19 protein-coding genes are annotated in these 19,042 nt (G+C 32.6%); 11 read left to right on the forward strand and 8 right to left on the reverse strand.

Going from position 1 to position 19,042, the window contains the following annotated elements; all coding sequences use genetic code 11:
- Window positions 1-23 precede the first annotated feature (23 nt).
- The 6 genes from AC0L3M_RS00890 to AC0L3M_RS00915 all read left to right on the forward strand — a co-directional run bounded on the left by AC0L3M_RS00890 (window position 24) and on the right by AC0L3M_RS00915 (window position 5,764).
- Window positions 24-1,655, forward strand: a complete 1,632-nt coding sequence (locus AC0L3M_RS00890) for a S8 family serine peptidase (RefSeq protein WP_473431497.1) — start codon at window positions 24-26, stop codon at window positions 1,653-1,655.
- A 64-nt stretch (window positions 1,656-1,719) separates the two neighbouring features.
- Window positions 1,720-2,661, forward strand: a complete 942-nt coding sequence (locus tag AC0L3M_RS00895) for an NAD(P)H-dependent flavin oxidoreductase (protein WP_473431498.1) — start codon at window positions 1,720-1,722, stop codon at window positions 2,659-2,661.
- 24 nt (window positions 2,662-2,685) lie between these two features.
- Window positions 2,686-3,336 (forward strand): FkbM family methyltransferase, encoded by a 651-nt coding sequence (locus AC0L3M_RS00900; protein ID WP_473431499.1) that lies wholly within the window; start codon window positions 2,686-2,688, stop codon window positions 3,334-3,336.
- 149 nt (window positions 3,337-3,485) lie between these two features.
- Window positions 3,486-4,868 (forward strand): MATE family efflux transporter, encoded by a 1,383-nt coding sequence (locus AC0L3M_RS00905; protein WP_473431500.1) that lies wholly within the window; start codon window positions 3,486-3,488, stop codon window positions 4,866-4,868.
- Between the two features lie 28 nt (window positions 4,869-4,896).
- Complete coding sequence (locus AC0L3M_RS00910; protein WP_145000286.1) at window positions 4,897-5,124, forward strand: hypothetical protein; 228 nt, start codon at window positions 4,897-4,899, stop codon at window positions 5,122-5,124.
- 64 nt (window positions 5,125-5,188) lie between these two features.
- Window positions 5,189-5,764 (forward strand): phosphatase PAP2 family protein, encoded by a 576-nt coding sequence (locus tag AC0L3M_RS00915; protein WP_145000283.1) that lies wholly within the window; start codon window positions 5,189-5,191, stop codon window positions 5,762-5,764.
- Here the strand turns inward: AC0L3M_RS00915 and AC0L3M_RS00920 are convergent, their stop codons facing one another.
- Genes AC0L3M_RS00920 through AC0L3M_RS00930 form a run of 3 tightly spaced genes read right to left on the reverse strand, consistent with a single transcriptional unit; the run spans window position 5,765 to window position 8,728 of the window.
- On the reverse strand, window positions 5,765-7,399 hold the full coding sequence (locus AC0L3M_RS00920) for an ArnT family glycosyltransferase (protein WP_473431501.1): 1,635 nt from the start codon (window positions 7,397-7,399) through the stop codon (window positions 5,765-5,767).
- A complete protein-coding gene (locus tag AC0L3M_RS00925) occupies window positions 7,392-8,015 on the reverse strand; it encodes a lipid-A-disaccharide synthase N-terminal domain-containing protein (RefSeq protein ID WP_292943968.1) in 624 nt (207 codons plus the stop codon). The genes AC0L3M_RS00920 and AC0L3M_RS00925 overlap by 8 nt, the downstream gene beginning before the upstream one ends.
- A complete protein-coding gene (locus AC0L3M_RS00930; RefSeq protein ID WP_145000275.1) occupies window positions 8,015-8,728 on the reverse strand; it encodes a glycosyltransferase family 2 protein in 714 nt (237 codons plus the stop codon). The genes AC0L3M_RS00925 and AC0L3M_RS00930 overlap by 1 nt, the downstream gene beginning before the upstream one ends.
- Window positions 8,729-8,822: 94 nt before the next feature.
- Between AC0L3M_RS00930 and AC0L3M_RS00935 the strand changes: the two genes are divergently transcribed.
- Window positions 8,823-9,764, forward strand: coding sequence for an NAD-dependent epimerase/dehydratase family protein (locus AC0L3M_RS00935; RefSeq protein WP_473431502.1), 942 nt, complete (start codon window positions 8,823-8,825; stop codon window positions 9,762-9,764).
- A 92-nt stretch (window positions 9,765-9,856) separates the two neighbouring features.
- Here AC0L3M_RS00935 and meaB read toward each other — a convergent pair whose 3' ends face one another.
- Together meaB and AC0L3M_RS00945 are read right to left on the reverse strand one after the other, a co-directional pair.
- The gene (gene meaB / locus AC0L3M_RS00940) at window positions 9,857-10,927 is read right to left on the reverse strand and encodes a methylmalonyl Co-A mutase-associated GTPase MeaB (protein WP_341587959.1); all 1,071 of its coding nucleotides are present in this window, start codon (window positions 10,925-10,927) and stop codon (window positions 9,857-9,859) included.
- A gap of 51 nt (window positions 10,928-10,978) precedes the next feature.
- Window positions 10,979-11,527, reverse strand: coding sequence for a DUF2911 domain-containing protein (locus tag AC0L3M_RS00945; RefSeq protein ID WP_292943978.1), 549 nt, complete (start codon window positions 11,525-11,527; stop codon window positions 10,979-10,981).
- A gap of 182 nt (window positions 11,528-11,709) precedes the next feature.
- Between AC0L3M_RS00945 and AC0L3M_RS00950 the strand changes: the two genes are divergently transcribed.
- The 4 genes from AC0L3M_RS00950 (at window position 11,710) to AC0L3M_RS00965 (ending at window position 15,112) form a co-directional block, all read left to right on the forward strand.
- On the forward strand, window positions 11,710-12,267 hold the full coding sequence (locus AC0L3M_RS00950) for an RNA polymerase sigma factor (RefSeq protein WP_473431503.1): 558 nt from the start codon (window positions 11,710-11,712) through the stop codon (window positions 12,265-12,267).
- Window positions 12,251-12,832 (forward strand): hypothetical protein, encoded by a 582-nt coding sequence (locus AC0L3M_RS00955; RefSeq protein ID WP_473431504.1) that lies wholly within the window; start codon window positions 12,251-12,253, stop codon window positions 12,830-12,832. The genes AC0L3M_RS00950 and AC0L3M_RS00955 overlap by 17 nt, the downstream gene beginning before the upstream one ends.
- A gap of 19 nt (window positions 12,833-12,851) precedes the next feature.
- Complete coding sequence (locus AC0L3M_RS00960; RefSeq protein ID WP_473431505.1) at window positions 12,852-14,288, forward strand: hypothetical protein; 1,437 nt, start codon at window positions 12,852-12,854, stop codon at window positions 14,286-14,288.
- Between the two features lie 134 nt (window positions 14,289-14,422).
- On the forward strand, window positions 14,423-15,112 hold the full coding sequence (locus AC0L3M_RS00965; RefSeq protein ID WP_473431506.1) for a peptidoglycan DD-metalloendopeptidase family protein: 690 nt from the start codon (window positions 14,423-14,425) through the stop codon (window positions 15,110-15,112).
- A gap of 3 nt (window positions 15,113-15,115) precedes the next feature.
- On the opposite strand, the gene AC0L3M_RS00970 is transcribed toward AC0L3M_RS00965, so the two are convergent.
- The 3 genes from AC0L3M_RS00970 to aceB form a co-directional block, all read right to left on the reverse strand.
- Window positions 15,116-15,337 carry a hypothetical protein gene (locus AC0L3M_RS00970; RefSeq protein ID WP_473431507.1) on the reverse strand — a complete coding sequence of 74 codons (222 nt, stop codon included), beginning with the start codon at window positions 15,335-15,337 and terminating at the stop codon, window positions 15,116-15,118.
- 364 nt (window positions 15,338-15,701) lie between these two features.
- Window positions 15,702-17,333 carry an isocitrate lyase gene (locus AC0L3M_RS00975; RefSeq protein WP_473431508.1) on the reverse strand — a complete coding sequence of 544 codons (1,632 nt, stop codon included), beginning with the start codon at window positions 17,331-17,333 and terminating at the stop codon, window positions 15,702-15,704.
- Window positions 17,334-17,406: 73 nt separating this feature from the next.
- Entirely contained in the window at window positions 17,407-19,005 is a 1,599-nt protein-coding gene (aceB, locus tag AC0L3M_RS00980; RefSeq protein ID WP_473431509.1) for a malate synthase A, read from the reverse strand.
- Window positions 19,006-19,042: the final 37 nt, after the last annotated feature.

Below are 19,042 nucleotides of genomic sequence, written 5' to 3' on the forward strand. Positions count from 1 at the left end.
TTGCAGTAACAAAAGTTACTGTTATGAAAAACCTACTTCTTTTTTTCGTTTTAACCTATTCTGCAATGTCATTTGGACAAGAGCATGCTTGGGTCTATTTATCGGATAAACCTAATAGCGCTGCAGCATTAGCAAATCCCAATACAATTTTAACACAAAAAGCGCTGGATCGTAAAGCAGCTCATAATGTTGTTGTAGATTTTAAAGACGTTCCTGTGGAAGAAAGTTACATTGCACTTATCAAATCTCAACCAGGTGTTACTGTAATGTCAAAATCAAAATGGTTTAATGCCTTGCATGTTATAGGTAATCCATCAGATATCATGGCGTTAAATACCTTAACCGTTAATAGTACTACTATTGTTAGTAGCATAGATTTTGCAGACGATAATTTTGACGCCAGAATAAGTCAAAATTTAGATAAGCATGAGTTTGAAGCTAGTCTAACTACATTTAATTATGGTAATGCAGCAAATCAAGCAGTGATGATTGGTGCAGACGACTTGCACCAACATCCAGATAGTTATACAGGTTCTGGTATGACCGTCGCAGTTATAGATGCAGGATTTACAAATGTTGGTACCATGAATGGTTTTCAGCGTTTGCGTGATAATGGTGGTATTTTAGGAGGTTATGATTTTGTAGACAGAAACACAGATGTATACGCTTACACTGGAAACTCTCATGGAACATGGGTATTAAGCGATATGGCTGGTTATTTACAAGATCAATTTGTAGGGACTGCTCCAGATGCAAATTATTATTTATTTAGAACAGAAGATGCAGCTACTGAAACCCCTTTGGAAGAAAGTCTATGGGTTGAAGCAGCAGAGCGTGCAGATAGTTTAGGTGTAGATGTTATAAACTCGTCTTTAGGATATACCACTTTTGATAATCCTAATTACAGTTATACTCCTGCCGAAATGGATGGTAACACAGCCTACATTACCAAAGGTGCAAATATTGCTTTTCAAAAAGGGATCTTAGTTGTTAATTCTGCAGGTAATTCTGGTAGCGGAAGCTGGCAGATTGTTGGAGCTCCAGCAGATGCAGCTGGTGTATTTAGTATTGGTGCTGTAAAGGCAGATGGTACTTATGCATCATTTAGTTCTAGAGGTAGCAGTGCACAACCAACTCAAAAACCAGATGTCGTGGCCCAAGGTCAAGCCAATTATATTATTACAACTTCGGATGTGGTTACCACATCTAATGGTACCTCATTTAGTTCGCCAATTATGGCAGGTGGAATCGTTTGCTTATGGCAAGCGCTACCTAATCTTTCAAATGCCGAAATCATGCAGTTAGTTCGTGAATCTGCTTCGCAATACAATGCGCCAGATTTCTTTTTAGGCTATGGTATTCCTGATTTATCTTTGGCCTTAGCACAAGGTTTGTCTGTAAGCGAGTTTCAAAATGAAAACGTAACATTAAAGTTATATCCTAATCCAGTGTCTAATCAATTAACTATTCAAATTCCTAGTCAGTATGAAGAAGCTAGAGTTAGACTATATGACGTTTTAGGAAAGAAAATTATTGATACAAAGATAACCGCAATCAATAAAACAATAAACACAAGCGCATTGTCTAAAGGTGTTTATTTAGTAAAGATTGAATCTGAAGGTATAGCGATTACTAAAAAGATAATTAAAAACTAGAGCTTACAACTAACGTATATCGTCTTCATTTTTAAAAATAATAACCACAAGATATTTATAGTAAATGGCAAATAAAATTACGCAACTATTTAATATACAATATCCAATCATTCAAGCAGGAATGATTTGGAATAGTGGCTGGAAGTTAGCCTCAGCAGCAAGTAATTCTGGAATATTAGGATTAATTGGTGCAGGAAGCATGTATCCAGACGTATTAAGGGAGCACATTCAAAAATGTAAAAAAGCAACAGATAAACCTTTTGGTATTAATGTCCCAATGTTATATCCAAACATTGAGGAAATCATGAATATAATTGTAGAGGAAGAAGTTAAAATCGTTTTTACTTCTGCAGGAAATCCAAAAACATGGACTAAATGGTTACAAGACAAAGGGATTACAGTAGTGCATGTGGTTAGTAGTGTCAAGTTTGCATTAAAGGCTCAAGAGGCTGGAGTTGATGCCATAGTTGCAGAAGGTTTTGAGGCTGGAGGACATAATGGACGTGATGAAACTACAACGCTTACACTTATTCCAATGGTAAGCGAGCAACTACATATTCCATTAATAGCAGCTGGAGGAATTGCTACAGGAAAAGCGATGTTAGCTTGTATGGTTTTAGGTGCAGATGCTGTGCAAGTAGGTAGCCGATTTGTTGCAAGTGAAGAAAGTAGTGCGCATCAAGCATTTAAGCAAGTTGTAGTAGATGCAAAAGAAGGTGATACGCAATTAACTTTAAAAGAATTAGCGCCTGTTAGGCTAGTAAAAAATAAATTTTATAATCAGTTACAAGAGCTGTACAAAACAAGTCCAACACCAGAACAACTTAAAGAGTTATTAGGTCGTGCGCGTGCTAAAAAAGGAATGTTTGAAGGAGATTTGGAGGAAGGCGAATTAGAAATTGGTCAAATAGCTGGACTAATTCACGATATAAAACCTGTTTCAGAAATTGTAAAGGACATGATTTCTGAGTTTGAAGAGGCTAAAAGTAATGTCACTAAACTATAACAGTAGTTATTGTATAACTTTATAATGATTCTTCATAAACTGCTAAGTAAAACAGCTCAAATTAAATGGATTCCTAAATGGATAAGTGTACTTGGGTTGTTTCAATATTTTTTACTATTAACTTCTAAAACAAACAAAAAAACCTATTTGACGTTAAAGTTAAAAGGGTATAATCAACCAATTTATTTAAGACCAAATACGTCTGATTATAAAATTTTCAAGCAAATTTTTATTGAAGAAGAATATAACGTCCACTATCCAGACCACGTTAATACTATTGTGGACGCTGGTTCTAATTGTGGATATTCTGTAGTGTATTTTAAAAATAAGTTTAAAAATGCAAAGCTTATCGCTATTGAGCCTGATAGGTCTAATATAGAAATGATTATAAAAAACACTTCAGGAATTAAAGATATTCATATTGTACAAGGTGGTATTTGGGATATAAATGCAGACTTAAAAATTTTAGATAAAAAAGCCGGTAAATGGGCTTTTAGAGTAGTGGAAGCGTTTGGTAATACAAAAGAGTTTAAAGGTTATAGTCTAGATGCCATAATGTTAGAGCACGATTTAAAAACTATTGATATTTTAAAAATGGATATTGAAGGCTCTGAAAAAAAGTTTTTGAACAAAACTATCAATATTGGTTATCTAAGACTAAATTTGGTTTTTTAGAATTACATGAAACTTATGCTCCAGGTGTCACAGATTTAGTGCACTTAAGATTAAGAACATTTAATTTTGATATCTCTAAATCAGGTGAAAATGTCGTGTTTTCAAAAAAATAAATACGATGGCTTTAAAATTAATAAGACAAATAGCAAATGGTATTAAGCACTTATACTAAAGAATTTAAATATAATTGGCAATTGGCTGCTCCTGTAATGTTAGGGATGTTGGGTCATACGTTTGTTAGTTTTGTGGACAACATTATGGTTGGTCAAATTGGAACAGCAGAATTAGCTGCTGTGTCATTAGGTAACAGCTTTATGTTTATAGCTATGTCTATTGGGATTGGATTTAGTACAGCAATAACACCTTTAGTTGCAGAAGCAGACAGTGCAAATGATTTTGATAAAGGTAAATCGGCTTTTAAACATGGTTTGTTTTTATGTACCGTTTTAGGAGTGTTACTTTTTTTATTATTGCTATTAGCCAAACCCTTAATGTATTTAATGAAGCAACCTGTTGAGGTTGTAGAGTTAGCTATTCCGTATTTAGATTTAGTAGCAATATCTTTAATTCCCTTAATAATATTTCAAGGAATAAAACAGTTTAGTGATGGGTTATCTTTAACTAAATATCCTATGTATGCTACTATTGTAGCTAATCTAGTTAACGTTGGTTTAAATTATTTACTAATCTTTGGTAAGTTTGGTTTCCCAGAAATGGGTATTGTAGGAGCAGCCTATGGTACTTTAGTGTCGCGTGTTATTATGGTCGCTTATTTATGGTGGTTGTTAAAAGGTCGTAAAAAGTCTAAAGACTATGTAACTAATATTAAGTTTTTTGTGTTAGATAAATTAATGCTAAAAAAAATTATAGGACTAGGTACACCAAGTGCTATGCAAATGTTTTTTGAGGTTGCAATTTTTACTGCTGCTATTTGGTTAAGTGGTTTGTTAGGTAAAAACCCTCAAGCAGCAAATCAAGTAGCCTTAAATTTAAGCTCAATGACCTTTATGGTTGCTATGGGATTAAGTGTTGCGTCTATGATTAGAGTAGGTAACCAAAAAGGATTACATCAATACATAGAATTACGTCGTGTAGCTGTATCGCTATTTTTAATGGGCTTTATATTTGCTGTCATTTTTGCTTCTTTATTTTTAATATTTAATCAATTTTTTCCAAGGTTATATGTAGATTTTGATGATGCAGTAAACTTTAAAGATAATCTAGAGGTGGTCACAATAGCCTCACAATTATTAATTGCAGCAACTATATTTCAGATAAGTGATAGTTTACAAGTTATTGTACTTGGTGCTTTACGCGGACTTCAGGATGTTAAAATACCAACAATTATTACTTTTATTTCCTATTGGTTAATTGGTTTTCCAATAAGCTGGTATTTGGGTAAAGCAGATGCTTATGGTAGTTTTGGAATTTGGTTAGGATTACTAGCTGGCTTAACTACTGCTGCTATTTTATTGTTTATACGTTTTAATTATCTAACTAAAAGGTTAATTTTGGACTCTCAAAATAACTAGTCGCTAACCTTTAAAAAGCAAATATATTATGGAATTACCAAAATTCATTTTAGGTGATAATACAGATTTACCAAACGCAATCTTTGTGATTCATACAGAATTCCCTAGATTTATAATCAATCTAGAAGATGATGAAGTTGAGTGGTTTGAAGATTTTGACCAACATGATGAAAAAGAGTTGGAAATGGAGACAGAAAACCTAATCAAAGAAGCGACCGCATTTTACGATAGAGAAGTGGAGCGTTATGAAGATTAAGCACTCATAAAATCATTTCAACCATATAAATAACCTAACTTTTAGGTAACTGCAAAACAATTTTATGTTAGACCAATTAGTACAATACGATAAAGAACTTTTTTTATTTTTAAATAACCTAGGAACAACATCATGGGATGGATTTTGGCTGTTTTATACAGATAAATTACATTGGATTCCGTTTTATGCTGTGTTAGCTTTTTTAATGTACAAAAAATTGAATACTAAAATGTTTGTACTAACCTTAGTGGTTATAGCTTTAATGATTTTATTTACAGACCAAATTACTAACCTATTTAAAAATTTCTTGGTAAAACGTCCTAGACCATGTCATGAGGACGATTTAGTGCAAGCCATGCGATTGCTTAAATCGTGGTGTGGTGGTAAATATGGCTACTTTTCTGGACATGCAAGTAACAGTATGGCAGTCGCTATTTTTTCTGGTTTAATGTTAAGATATAAATATAAATATCTAATTTATATACTAATTGTTTGGTCTATAACTATGGCGTATAGTAGAATATACATAGGTGTACATTATCCTTTAGATGTTTTAAGCGGAATGCTATTTGGTGGACTTTCAGGATTTATGTTTTATAAACTTGATAAATACTTACAATCTAGATTTCAATTAAAATAATTACTTTCTAGTAAAATAATAGTAGGTATTTATCAATCGATCTTTATATTGTTTGCTATCTGGCTCACTCTCATTTAAATCATAAATAGCCATTTCTTTGATATTATATTTTTCAAAAAGAATAGCTTGATTTTTAGGATTGATTCCGTTGGATAAAACTCCAAATTCCGCTTCAAGCGGAAAGTTATAAGCATTGTTTCCTTGCTTAATTTGAGGTATTTTAGCTCCATATTGCCATATAGTTTCTGGCGAAACGTAGTCAATAGCATACAATTTTATGTCCTTTTGTTTATGTGTTTTTAAAAGCGTAGTTATGGGTTTAAAATTGTCGCTTGTAAACGTTTTGAAAACAGGTAAGCCAAATAAAAATAAAGCTCCAAAAAAAGCAGTAGTTAACAAAAAGACATGTTTAATCTCTTTTTTTATTAATTGCGAAAGGATGGCCAAGCCTAAAGTAAACACAATAATTGCAAATATTATAAAAGGGAATAAGCTATTATTTAATTGTGTTTTAAACTGAAAATACAACACAAAAGGAGCCACAATACCAATCAAACCTATTAAGCCGAAGTTAAAATAGACAGGTATGGTTTCGCGTTTGTCTTTTAGTGTTTTAAACCTACGAATCAAATACTCAATATAAAATCCAATATTTAAAGCTAAAGGAATTAAAACAGGCATCAAATATCTAGATTTTTTCTCTGGAATTATAGATAACAAAACAACAGCAAATAGGGTCCATAAAAAAGTAAACTTATAGGCTTTGTAATGTACTACACGTCGTTTTAAATACGGAAATAATAAGCTAATAAAAGCCGGAATAGTCCATAGTCCACTTTGTGTAAAAAAGCTCCAGTAGTAATAAAAAGGTCTAACATTATAGCTGGTCCAATTACCAGTTTCTTTACTAGTAATAGCAGCAAATGTAGTTGGATCTTCTAATCTTACATAAAAGTACCACCAGCCACCAACAACTAATGATAATATCAAAATAACAATAATTGGTAGCGCTTTAGTTTTGATGTTTTTATAGTTAAAACTAAAGCTAAAAGCTAGTAAAAAAGGAAGTAATAAAGCATAAAAGCTAATAGGTCCTTTGCTTAATATTGAAAAACCAATACAAAAAGCAGCAATAATAGTATGTTTCCAATCTATGTTTTCTGATTTAAAAAACTTAAATAAATGATAGATTGCAATCATCATAAAGCCATGAGTAAAAATATCCCAAGGTGCTTCAATAGTAATACCAATAACATAAAACGATGTTATTAATATTAACGTGTTAATCATGCTATGTGCTCTGCTTTTTAATATGGTTTTGGATAATTTAAAACTATAAACAGCCAAAATCATTATCATGATAATAGCAGGTAAACGCATTCCAAAAACACTTTTTACACCAAAAATAATTCCAGAAATAGCGGTAAGCCATGTAGGTAAAGGTGGTTTTTCGTAACGTGCTTCGCCATTCATGGTAGTTAATAACCAATGATCATCCAATAACATCTCTCTGGCAGTAATAAAATTACGTGCTTCCATTATAGTTACTTGTATGGTCTCTAAGTTAGGTAATAGCATGACTGCTAATAGCAAACAAATAAAGATGATTGGATAATCTTTTAATAGTTTAGGCATCTTGCTTTTTTAAGATTAACAAATTTCTGAAGTAAATTATAGCACCTAAAGAGTGTCCTACTAATAGCACATAATCGACCCTAAATATAGCGTAGGTTAAAATTAATAACGACCCTATTAAGCTTAAAGCCCAAAAGCCAAGTGGTAAAGAGGACTCTTTGTTTTTCTCAGAATATATCCATTGGTACACAAATCGTAGTGTAAACACTATCTGAGAGACGATCCCTAACACTAACAGCCAAAACGGAATAGCTTCGTTTTTAAATAACTTAACAGTATCAATTTCATTATTATTAAAATAAAATACAGTTATAAATACTGGCATTAATAATAAGATATAACGTATACCGACCGGAAATGTTTTCCATTGGTTTTGTAATTGTAAATTCCTGATATAAATATAATAGGTTAACCCTTGACCAAGCATAATAGCAAAGTCATCGCGTAAATATCCATAAATAAATAGCAAAAACGAAGCGATTAAACTAAGCGTCCAAAATAATGTAGGCGTGATCACACGTTTTTGTTTCTCGCTAGTAATCCATTGGATTATTAAACGAGAAGAAAATAAGGTTTGCGCTAAAAAGCCTATGCTAAGTATAATCCAATTACTCATTATTTTTGCTTAGCGACTTCGTAGTTAATGTATTTTTTCTTCATCCATAAATACGCAAAGCAATCCATTAAAGGTCCTAGTAACCTGTTCCAAACGCCAAATTTAGCCTCGCCAGCAACTCTAGGAAAATGTTGTACAGGTATTTGCTTAGTTTTTCCATTTTGCAACATAATCATTGCAGGTAAAAAACGGTGTAATCCTTTAAACATTGGAATACGTTTAGCATAGTCCGTTTTAATTACTTTTAATGGACAACCAGTATCATCCATTCCGTCTTTAGTAAATGCACGTCTAATTCCGTTTGCAATTTTAGACGACATGTTTTTTACAAAACTATCTTTACGGTTAGCACGTACACCTGTAACTAAATCATACTCGCCTATATGTGCTAGTAGTAAATTAAAATCTTCTGGTGCAGTTTGTAAATCAGAGTCAATATATCCCACTAAAGGCGTGGTAGTGTAGTCAAAACCAGCTTTTATAGCAGCACTTAAACCACGATTGTCTTTAAATAATATGTAGTCAAAAGCATCGTGTCTGCTACAAATAGCTTCAATTAAATCTTGACTTTTATCTTTTGAGCCATCATTAACAAATAATATTTTAGTGGTTTTGGTTGCTATTTGCGTGTAAGCTAATAACTCTTTTTCCACTCTAAGTAAATTATCTTCCTCATTATAAACAGGAACGACGATGGTAAATTGGTAATTCATAAACCTTTTTTAGTGTTACAAATGTATTGTTTTTTATAGAATTGAAATTAGTATCGAAAAAAAATCTGTTTCTTTGTAATACAGAAAAATACATATGAAGATATTAGTCACTGGAGCAGTAGGTTTTATAGGCTCTCACACCTGTGAGCGTTTACACGATTTAGGTCATGAAGTTGTTGGTTTAGATAATTTTAATAATTATTATAGCTTAGCGCTGAAAACTTTAAACGAAAAAGCACTGTTACAAAAAGGTATTAAAGTTATCACTACCGATTTAAGAAACCAGGATTTAGCAGAAGTTTTACCAAAAGACATCAACTATATTTTTCATTTTGCAGCTCAACCAGGTATTTCTGCAAGCTCTACTTTTGAAGATTATTTTACTAACAATATTATTGCGACTAAGAATCTTACGGATTATGCATTACAATGCCCAAATTTAGAATTATTTGTAAATATAGGGACTTCCTCTATTTATGGATTAGAAGCAACTTTTCCGGAAACCGAAGCGCCTAAACCTGCATCTTACTATGGTGTTACTAAATTAACTGCCGAGCAGTTAGTATTACAAAAAAGTAGAGAGCAATTATTTAAAAGTTGCTCGTTAAGACTATACTCTGTTATAGGACCAAGAGAACGTCCAGAAAAAATGTACACTAAATTAATTGCTTGTGCATTTAATGGAGATGCATTTCCGTTATACGAAGGTAGCGCAACCCATTTAAGAAGTTTTACTTATGTTGGTGATATTGTGGACGGAATTGTAAGCGTAATAGGAAAAGAAAGCAGAGTAGATGGCGAAATTATTAACCTTGGTACAGAGGTTGAACATACCACACAAGATGGAATAGAAGCGGTTGAGCAAGTCATTGGTCAGTCCATTAAAATAGATCATGTTAAGGCTAGAGTAGGAGACCAATTGCGTACTAAAGCAAACATAGATAAAGCTAAACAGTTACTTGATTATAATCCGCAAACCACATTGTTGGAAGGTGTTAAGGCGCAAGTAGAATGGTATAAAGCTAATTTTTTATAATTTAAATATAAAGAGAGATTAAAAAAAGGACAGTTATAAAACTGTCCTTTTTTTGTTGTTAGTTTTTTAAGACAAATTACTAGATTACAGTATTATCCTAATCCCAATAAATAATCTGCAGCAGCAAAAGGAGTGGTTTTATTAGCTTCAATTAAAGCGAGTTGTTTATTAAGTTCTATTTTAATTTCTGGATTATTAAAAAAGACACTTTTAAGTTGCTCTTCAATAGTTTGAAGTAGCCAGAATTTATTTTGTTCTGTACGCTTGGTATTAAAATAGTTATTCTGTTTGGTAAGTGTTATATAATCCAAAATTACATCCCAAATCGCATCTATACCATCGTTTGTTAAGGCACTGCATAACGTTACTTTAGGTTGCCAATCAGAATCCTTTATTGGATACATATGTAAAGCTCTGTTAAACTCGACTTTAGCCATTTTAGCACGTTTAACATTGTCACCATCTGCTTTATTAATGGCTATTGCGTCTGCCATTTCAATAATACCTCGTTTTATACCTTGTAACTCGTCTCCAGCTCCTGCTAATTTTAAAAGTAGAAAAAAGTCAACCATACTGTGTACTGCAGTTTCGCTTTGTCCAACACCAACGGTTTCTATAATAATAGTATCAAAACCTGCTGCTTCACAAAGGATAATGGTTTCGCGTGTTTTTCTGGCAACACCACCTAAAGAGGTTCCGGAAGCAGATGGACGTATAAAAGCATTGGTGTTTTTAACCAACTCTTCCATTCGGGTTTTGTCACCTAAAATACTTCCTTTAGTAATACTGCTACTTGGATCTACAGCTAAGACTGCAACTTTTTTGTTTAATGTTGTTAGATGTGTTCCAAACGCTTCAATAAAAGTGCTTTTTCCAACACCAGGAACACCTGTAATACCAATTCTAACAGAGGTGTTAGCATGTGGTAAACATGCTTTAATAATAGCATTGGCTTGATCTGTATGCTTTGGGTTTTTGCTTTCTACTAAAGTAATGGCTTGGCTTAAAGCGGTTATATTACCTTTTAAAATAGCGGATACTAAGTCTTGTGTTGTACGTTGCAGTTTGCGTCTTGCCTTAATTTTTAAAACAGCATCTGCATTGGTCATCTCTGGAGAGGATACACCATCTTGCTCGCTTAATGCTGATTTATTTTTGGACATAGTTGCTTTAATTTCCGCGAAAGCGTTGTTAAAATTAGTATTAGACTAAGGTTAATCTTTTAAAGGCACTTCAATTTTTACAACGTCCCAAGCCATAGTCATTTTTAAGTCGTCTGTACTATTGTCAAATGCTACTGTAAACTGCTCGACTGGTTTATCTAAGGTTTGTGCAGGGACTTCTACTTCTACAACATCGTAATTTGGATCCCAATTTGGTTCCATTTTTTCGTTAACTCCCCAATCATATTGTTTGGAGTTAAACATAACTTTCCAATTGTTTTGCATAGGTACAGTCCAAAGCGTATATTTTCCTTTAGGAAGCTTTACACCATTTACAGATAAATCGTGATTGGTTTCAAAGGTAGTCGCCTCATTTGCTCCAGTACGCCAGACTTTATTAAATGGCACTAAAGCGCCAAAAATAGCTCTGTCACGTTTAGATGGTCTATTATAGACTACTCTCAAATTTAAATCATTAATTTTTATACCAGCAGTATCTTTTGGACTTAAAGGTTGATTAAATAAGCCTGTTTTTGTAGTAAATTGATAGCCTAAAACGCCAATTACAACGATAATTAATAGATATATAAGTTTTTTCATGTACTGGTTTCTTAATATTAGCACTTTATAATGCAACAAAATTAACTGAAAATTTAGTACATATAGAAGGATTACCCTTAAATTATTCTAAATATTTGTGCTAAATTGAAAAAAAACAACTTTTTTGCAACACTGCTTTTTTTGTGTCGTCTTTAACCTGAACACTAACCAAAAACCAACAAGTGAAAGTCGTTACTTTAGATAACATCGAGTTGTGTAAACAAAATAACCGTAAGGCACAATTACAAGTGTATCAGCAATATTGCGATGCTATGTACCATGTTGCATTACGTTTTGTTAATCACACTGCCGAAGCTGAAGATGTCGTACAAGAGGCTTTTATAAAAGCTTTTACAAAACTACATCAATTTAAAGGTGACGTTACTTTTGGTGCATGGTTAAAACGTATTGTTATTAATAAAAGTATTGATTACTTAAAATCTAAAAAACAACGCTTAGTTGAATTAGATGAGGTGCATCTGAAAGTAATAGATACTAATACTGATGACAAATGGTTAGTAGAAGACACAACAACTTTAGACCAAATAAAGCAAGCCATTAATAGTCTTCCGGAAAAATATAAGTACGTAGTCATGCTATTTTTAATAGAAGGGTATGACCATCAAGAGATTTCAGAAATTTTAAGTATTACCGAAGTCGCGTCGCGTACCCAATTATCCAGAGGAAAAGTAAAATTGCAAGCCCTTTTAAAACAAAACGATTATGGCGAAAGATATTAGAGAATTATTTAAAAATGATAACCAACAGTCTGATAAGCAAATGTCACAAGGACATGAAGCTAGATTTTTGGACAAGTTAGACCAAGCATTGCCACAAAAAAAGCAATCTAATTGGACGTTTTTAAACATTGCAGCAAGCATCGTGATAATTTTAGGATTAGGTTTTGGAGGATATACGTTTTTTAAACAGGACGTAAATCCTATTACAGTCGCAGATACTGAGCAACCAAAACCAGAAATTAATAAAACTACAAAAACCATGACGCTTGGAGATATCTCTCCAGATTTAAAAAAGGTAGAAGATTATTACGTGGCAAATATTAATTTAGAATTGTCTAAACTTAAGCTAACACCAGAAAATAAAGAATTGTTTGATGGTTATGTGTTAAGGTTAGAAGAGTTAAATGCAGAATACAAAAGCTTGTCTACAGAGTTGACCGATAATGGTCCCGATGAGCATACGGTAAATGCACTAATCCAAAATCTAAAATTTCGTTTAAACTTGATGTATCGTCTTAAAGAACAACTTAATCAGTTAAACAACATGAAGGCTTCCCAAGGGTAGTCGTTAAAAGACAATCAAAATGAAACAATTAAAAACTATAAAATACAGATATCTTATTGCGTTAATGCTGCTTATTACAGTAAGTGTTACAGCGCAACAAAAATTAAGTAAAATTGACCAATCGGTTAGGGCAAATAAAGACGTAACCGTGGACCTAAATACTAGTCATACCAATATTATTGTAGAAACTTGGAATAAGGATTATATTGAGGTTGAAGCTTACATCGAAAGTAAAAAGTTGACCAAACAAGAGATGCAAAAAGCATTGGACAATTGGGACGTTGCTTTAACAGGAGATTCGGATTATGTAAAAATAACGTCTAAAGGATCAAGAGGTATTTGGTCTGATGACATGAGCGTGACGATATTGGACGAGGCATCTATTGAGGCTTTAGCTAATCTTCCTGAAAAATTAGAGCTTAATTTAGGTCCATTATTAAAAAAGTTAGAAAATATGGATGTTTTAGGCGCGTTGCCTGAAACCTTAAAAACATTACGTATTCCAAAATCTCCAGATGGAAATTATAATGTAGATTTTGATTATGACAAGTATAAAAAAGAAGGCGAACCTTATCTAGATGCTTGGAGTAAAAAATACCGCAAAGAGTATGGTGAAGCCTATGAGCAAGAAATGCGTACTTGGGCAAAAAGTATCAAGCAAGAAGATATTGATAAGTTTGAAAAAGAAATGGAAGCATGGGGAAAAAACTTTGGTAAGCAATTTGAAAAACTATTTGATGACGATTTTGAAAAAAGCATGGAAGAATGGGGAGAAAATTTTGGTAAACAATTTGAAAAAGAAATCGCTCCAAAAATTGAAGCTTGGGCTGCACAGTTTGAAAAAGAAGTCGCACCTAAATTAGAAGCTTGGGGCAAACGATTTGGAGAAGAGTTTGAACGTAAAATGGAAGCGCAGTTTGATCAAGATGGAAAAAAGAGTAGTAGTAAGGAAAACAAAATTTTTGACGATGTAGACTACAATACCACTAAGACCATTATTATTAAAATGCCTAAAAAAGCTAAGTTAAAACTAAATGTAAGGCATGGCGAGTTAAAACTAGCCAATGTGCTGGAAAACGCCAAAGGAGAAGTGTCTCATGGATCATTTATAGCTAATCACATTATTGGAGGTAACACCTCCATTAATGTGTCTTATGCTAAAGTAGCAGTAAAGGATTGGATGTCTGGTCAGTTAAAATTAAAGTATGTGGATGACGCCATAATTGCCAATGCTAAAAACTTAATATTAAACGCTGTGTCATCCGATATTCAGATAAATAATCTGTCAGGAAATTCCATTATAAACGGAAGTTTTGGTGATTTGTTAGTTAACAATATTGCTTCAGATTTTAACAATCTTAATATAGTTTTAGAAAACAGCGATGCTAAATTAAAGCTTCCAAATACTGATTATAATCTTTTTTTAATGGTAATCGCTCAAAATTTAATAGCGTGACAGCGTCTAATAAAACCATTAAAAATTATCCAAATAACAATAGTAATACCAATAAAACCATAATTATAAATGCAAAATTTAGTAATGTAATTGCTAAATAAAATTTCTAAATTTGAATTCAATTTTTAATTAAAATGAATTCTACTACAACTACTTCTTTTTTAAGTCAATGGACAGGACAAAACCTAAATGTCATTGACGCATCTATCCCAAAATCGGATTATATCGCTATAGATTTATCCAAAGCAAATCAAGACTTAAATACGTTTGATATCGCATCATCTTCAGCTTGGGAAGACTACATTACCAAATACCTTAAATCACATAAAAAGCAAGTTGCATTTGGTGGTTATTTAGAGACTAGAAACCTATATAACAGAAGTGCTTATTTTTCGGCTCAAGCCGAAGCAGAACAGCGTAATATTCATATTGGTTTAGATTTATGGTGTCCAGCTAATACAGCAGTTTTGGCGTGTTTTGAAGGTGTTATTCATAGTTTTAAAAACAACACTAATTTTGGAGATTATGGACCAACCATTATATTGGAACATAACATAAATAACCAAACATTTTACACATTGTATGGTCATTTAAGTGAAGCTTCAATCGGAAATTTAAAAGTTGGTGATTCTGTCGCTCAAGGCGAAACAATAGCCTATCTTGGAGAAGCATCTGTAAACGGAGATTATGCACCACATCTACATTTTCAAATAATAAAAGATATACAAAATAAAGTTGGAGATTATCCAGGTGTTTGTTGCTTAAATGATCTTGAGTTTTATAAATCCAATACTATAAATCCTGAACCAATTTTAGGTTTGTAAAGGCTAATCTAATAGCTTTAAATCTCTTTTAATCCTATATTCTGTAGGCATTAATAATATTAAATATGCAATTAAAAGCACTCCAAAAATAATAAAGTCAGGTGCTAATATTAAAATAACAAAAGCAGAACCTTCTATTATGGCATAGCGCACAATGGAAGCACTTTGATAAGGCACTAATTTTTCTTTTAAACTTAGGTTGCTATCAATTTTAGAAACCAACATTTTAAATAGCAAATTACTAACTATAAAAGCAGCAATAGGAATAGCTAAATATACTGTATTGTCGCTATCTATCGTAGGTAACTTTAATTGGGTAATATCAGAAAGGTTTCCTAAAAAAAGTAAGCAAATATTAGACCTGCAACTAGTGCTATATGGATGATTTTAAAGATTTTTAATTGTTCTTGCATGTTATTGATTTTGCTAGCAATTTATTTAAGTAAATGTAATTAGATTTTATTATTTAAAATCTAGGTCTAATTTAAATCTTTTTACTAATAATTGATGTGAGCCTGTTGTAAAAAAGAAATCACACAAACAGCTAGTTTTAAATAGGTTTGTGTGATTAATCAGACTAAAATCTTATTTAAGCGACTTCAGCTATTTTATTTTTAACTGTATTAGCTTTTGTTTTTAATTCAAATTGGTTAGAGGTGTTTTTTTCTCCACCAGCTTTTAAAGCTTTATCTCCAGCAAAAAATGTTTTGTGGTCATCACCAAGATCAGATCCAGCCATTCGTTGGTGTTTAACACATGATACATTTTTACGGATTTCTTGTCTTTGTACATCTTTGACATAGGCTAACATACCTTGATCACCAAAATAGCCTTTTGTCAAATCATTCATATGTAATGCAGTGGTATGGTAAGTTGGTAATGTTATTAAATGATGAAATATACCAGCTTGTTTAGCACTATCCATTTGAAACGTTTTAATTTTTTGGTCAGCTCTAAAACATAGTTCGGTATTGTCATATTCAGCATCCATTAAGTTGTTACGATCATAGGCAGTCATGTTTTCACCTTCTGTAAGCATTTCTTCATAAGCTTGATTACGGAAGCTTAGCGTCCAGTTAAATGATGGCGAGTTATTGTACACTAATTTAGCATTAGGTACTACTGCTTTTACTTTATTTACCATATGTGCAATTTGTTTAACATTAGGCGTTGGAGTTTCTATCCATAATAAATCGGCACCATTTTGTAAGCTTGTAATACAATCTAAAACAACACGATCAATATTAGTGCCTTCTTTAAATTTGTATAACCCATTAGCTAATCTAACTGGTCGTACTAATTTACCATCACGTTTAAGTAGGACATCATCCTCTTTGGCGTCTGTAATAGCAATTTCTTCAGCTTCAACAAAAGCTAAATATTGTGATGCTAAATCACCAGGTTGTTGACTGATAGGTAATTTTTGGGTTAGTCCTGCACCTTCCGAGTCTGTTCGTGCCACAATTATACCATCGTCAATCCCTAATTCTAAAAAAGCGTACCTAACAGCATTTAGTTTAGCAATAAAATCTTCATGTGGCACAGTTACTTTACCATCTTGATGACCACATTGTTTGGCGTCAGACACTTGATTTTCTATTTGGATAGCACAAGCACCAGCTTGAATCATTTTTTTAGCTAATAAATAGGTTGCTTCTTCATTACCAAAACCAGCATCAATATCTGCTATTATTGGGACTATATGTGTTTCAAAATTGTCGATTTGATGCTGTACATCTTCGCCATTTTTTACTCTTCTAAACAAATCGTTCAGTTCAATTGCATCTGCTTGGCGTAAAAAATCATAAATTTCGGCAATCAAATTTGGGACTGCAGTTTTTTCGTGCATAGATTGGTCAGGTAAAGGACCAAATTCTGATCTTAACGCTGCAACCATCCAACCAGAAAGATACAAGTAGCGTTTACTAGTTGTTTTATGGTGTTTTTTTACCGCAATCATTTTTTGTTGCGCCACAAAACCATGCCAACAACCTAATGATTGTGTGTAATTACTAGAATCGGCATCGTATGCTGCCATATCTTCTCTCATTACAGAAGCTGTATATTTTGCAATGTCTAACCCTGTTTTAAATCTATTTTGATTTACCATTCTGGCAGCATTTTCTGGATTTATAGCATCCCAAGTAGCTCCATATTTTGCTTTTAATTGTCGTACAGTCTCTAAAGCAGAACCGTAATTTGTTTGTGATAAATTTTTCATAATTTTGTGATACGTTATTTATTATTAATAATTAGATCCTGTTGATTGTTGCCGCAATCGCAGGATTGTTTTTTTATAGATATTGGTAAGCGGGAATTGTTAAAAATTCTTCAAATTGCTTTGAAGTAACCAACGTGTTAAACAGCTCTATCGCAAGCTCAAACTTGGTATTTTTAATTTCGGATTCGCCATATTCGGTTACAATTTTTTCAACTTCATCATTAAATAATTCGATATATAATTGTGTAGTAAACTTTTGTCCATCTTCTAGGGTTACTTCATTTTTTAACCATTGCCAAACTTGTGTTCTAGAGATTTCTGCAGTAGCAGCATCCTCCATTAAATTATAAAGTGCAACAGCTCCATGACCTCTCAGCCAAGCTTCGGTGTATAAAATACCTACATTAATGTTTTTTCTAATGCCAGCTTCGGTTACGGTTCCTTTTGGTATTTCGACTAAATCTTTTTCTGTAATAACAACATCATCGCGCTTTACGTGTAATTGATTTGGTGTAGGCATGTGTTTATTAAATTCTGATAAAGCTATATTTACTAAAGCAGGATGCGCTACCCAAGTCCCATCGTGACCATTTTTAACTTCACGTTCTTTGTCTTTTCTAACTTTTTCTAAAGCAGCAATATTTGCATATTCGTCGTTTTTAATAGGTATTTGTGCTGCCATTCCGCCAATAGCTAAAATGCCTCTTTTATGACAGCGTTGTATTACTAATTTGGAATAGGCATCCATAAATGGTGTTGTCATAGTAACCTGATCACGATTTGGCACTACAAAATTAGGATGGTTTCTAAATTTTTTGATATAAGAAAATATGTAATCCCAACGTCCACAATTTAAACCTACTATGTGATCTTTTAGTTCGTATATGATTTCGTCAAGCTGAAAACTAGCAGTAATAGTCTCTACTAAAACGGTTGCTTTAAATGTTCCGTTTGGTACATTTAAGTAATCTTGTGCAAACATAAAAACGTCGTTCCACCATCTAGCCTCTAAATAATGCTCTAATTTAGGTAGGTAAAAGTAAGGTGCAGTATTGTTTTTAAGACGTGTTTTGGTGTTATGAAACACGTATAAACCAAAATCTATTAGACTACCAGAAGCCTCTTGATTGTTAAATATTATATGGCTCTCATTTAAATGCAAACCTCTAGGACGTACCAATAAAACAGCTGTTTTGGACTTTAGTTTGTATGTTTTGTCCTTTTTTAAATCTATTAATGAAATTGTTTTATTGTTTGCATCTATTAAATTTTGTTGACCTTGGATTGTGTTTGACCAAGTAGGCGCATTGCTGTCCTCTAAATCTGCCATAAATGTGTTAGCACCAGAGTTTAGTGCATTAATTATCATTTTACGGTTAACTGGACCTGTAATTTCTACTCGTCTATCTTGTAAATCATGCGGAATAGAGCCAGCAGTCCATTGTCCATCTCTAATCGCTTTTGTTTCTTCAGGGAATTTAGGAAAATGTCCTTTATCAAAATATTGCTGTTGACTAACACGATTATTTAATAATTCTAATCGTTTGGAATTAAAATTTTTATGCAATTCGGATAAAAATAGTAAAGCTTCATCAGTTAAAATTTCAGGATAGTAATTAGTCACGTTTTCTGAGAACGAAATTTTAGGTTGTTTTAAAAGTGTGTCTTCCATGATGTTATGATTTTATATGACAATATTAAAACAAAGA

The sequence above is a fragment of the Olleya sp. KJ81-1 genome (genome assembly GCF_055808135.1).

What these genes read in the sequence shown, in the direction of transcription:
- AC0L3M_RS00890 (WP_473431497.1), top strand. Translation starts at nt 24, where the DNA reads ATGAAAAACCTACTTCTTTTTTTCGTTTTAACCTATTCTGCAATGTCA.
- AC0L3M_RS00895 (WP_473431498.1), top strand. Translation starts at nt 1,720, where the DNA reads ATGGCAAATAAAATTACGCAACTATTTAATATACAATATCCAATCATT.
- AC0L3M_RS00900 (WP_473431499.1), top strand. Translation starts at nt 2,686, where the DNA reads ATGATTCTTCATAAACTGCTAAGTAAAACAGCTCAAATTAAATGGATT.
- AC0L3M_RS00905 (WP_473431500.1), top strand. Translation starts at nt 3,486, where the DNA reads ATGGTATTAAGCACTTATACTAAAGAATTTAAATATAATTGGCAATTG.
- AC0L3M_RS00910 (WP_145000286.1), top strand. Translation starts at nt 4,897, where the DNA reads ATGGAATTACCAAAATTCATTTTAGGTGATAATACAGATTTACCAAAC.
- AC0L3M_RS00915 (WP_145000283.1), top strand. Translation starts at nt 5,189, where the DNA reads ATGTTAGACCAATTAGTACAATACGATAAAGAACTTTTTTTATTTTTA.
- AC0L3M_RS00920 (WP_473431501.1), bottom strand. Translation starts at nt 7,399, where the DNA reads ATGCCTAAACTATTAAAAGATTATCCAATCATCTTTATTTGTTTGCTA.
- AC0L3M_RS00925 (WP_292943968.1), bottom strand. Translation starts at nt 8,015, where the DNA reads ATGAGTAATTGGATTATACTTAGCATAGGCTTTTTAGCGCAAACCTTA.
- AC0L3M_RS00930 (WP_145000275.1), bottom strand. Translation starts at nt 8,728, where the DNA reads ATGAATTACCAATTTACCATCGTCGTTCCTGTTTATAATGAGGAAGAT.
- AC0L3M_RS00935 (WP_473431502.1), top strand. Translation starts at nt 8,823, where the DNA reads ATGAAGATATTAGTCACTGGAGCAGTAGGTTTTATAGGCTCTCACACC.
- meaB (WP_341587959.1), bottom strand. Translation starts at nt 10,927, where the DNA reads ATGTCCAAAAATAAATCAGCATTAAGCGAGCAAGATGGTGTATCCTCT.
- AC0L3M_RS00945 (WP_292943978.1), bottom strand. Translation starts at nt 11,527, where the DNA reads ATGAAAAAACTTATATATCTATTAATTATCGTTGTAATTGGCGTTTTA.
- AC0L3M_RS00955 (WP_473431504.1), top strand. Translation starts at nt 12,251, where the DNA reads ATGGCGAAAGATATTAGAGAATTATTTAAAAATGATAACCAACAGTCT.
- AC0L3M_RS00960 (WP_473431505.1), top strand. Translation starts at nt 12,852, where the DNA reads ATGAAACAATTAAAAACTATAAAATACAGATATCTTATTGCGTTAATG.
- AC0L3M_RS00965 (WP_473431506.1), top strand. Translation starts at nt 14,423, where the DNA reads ATGAATTCTACTACAACTACTTCTTTTTTAAGTCAATGGACAGGACAA.
- AC0L3M_RS00970 (WP_473431507.1), bottom strand. Translation starts at nt 15,337, where the DNA reads ATGTTGGTTTCTAAAATTGATAGCAACCTAAGTTTAAAAGAAAAATTA.
- AC0L3M_RS00975 (WP_473431508.1), bottom strand. Translation starts at nt 17,333, where the DNA reads ATGAAAAATTTATCACAAACAAATTACGGTTCTGCTTTAGAGACTGTA.
- aceB (WP_473431509.1), bottom strand. Translation starts at nt 19,005, where the DNA reads ATGGAAGACACACTTTTAAAACAACCTAAAATTTCGTTCTCAGAAAAC.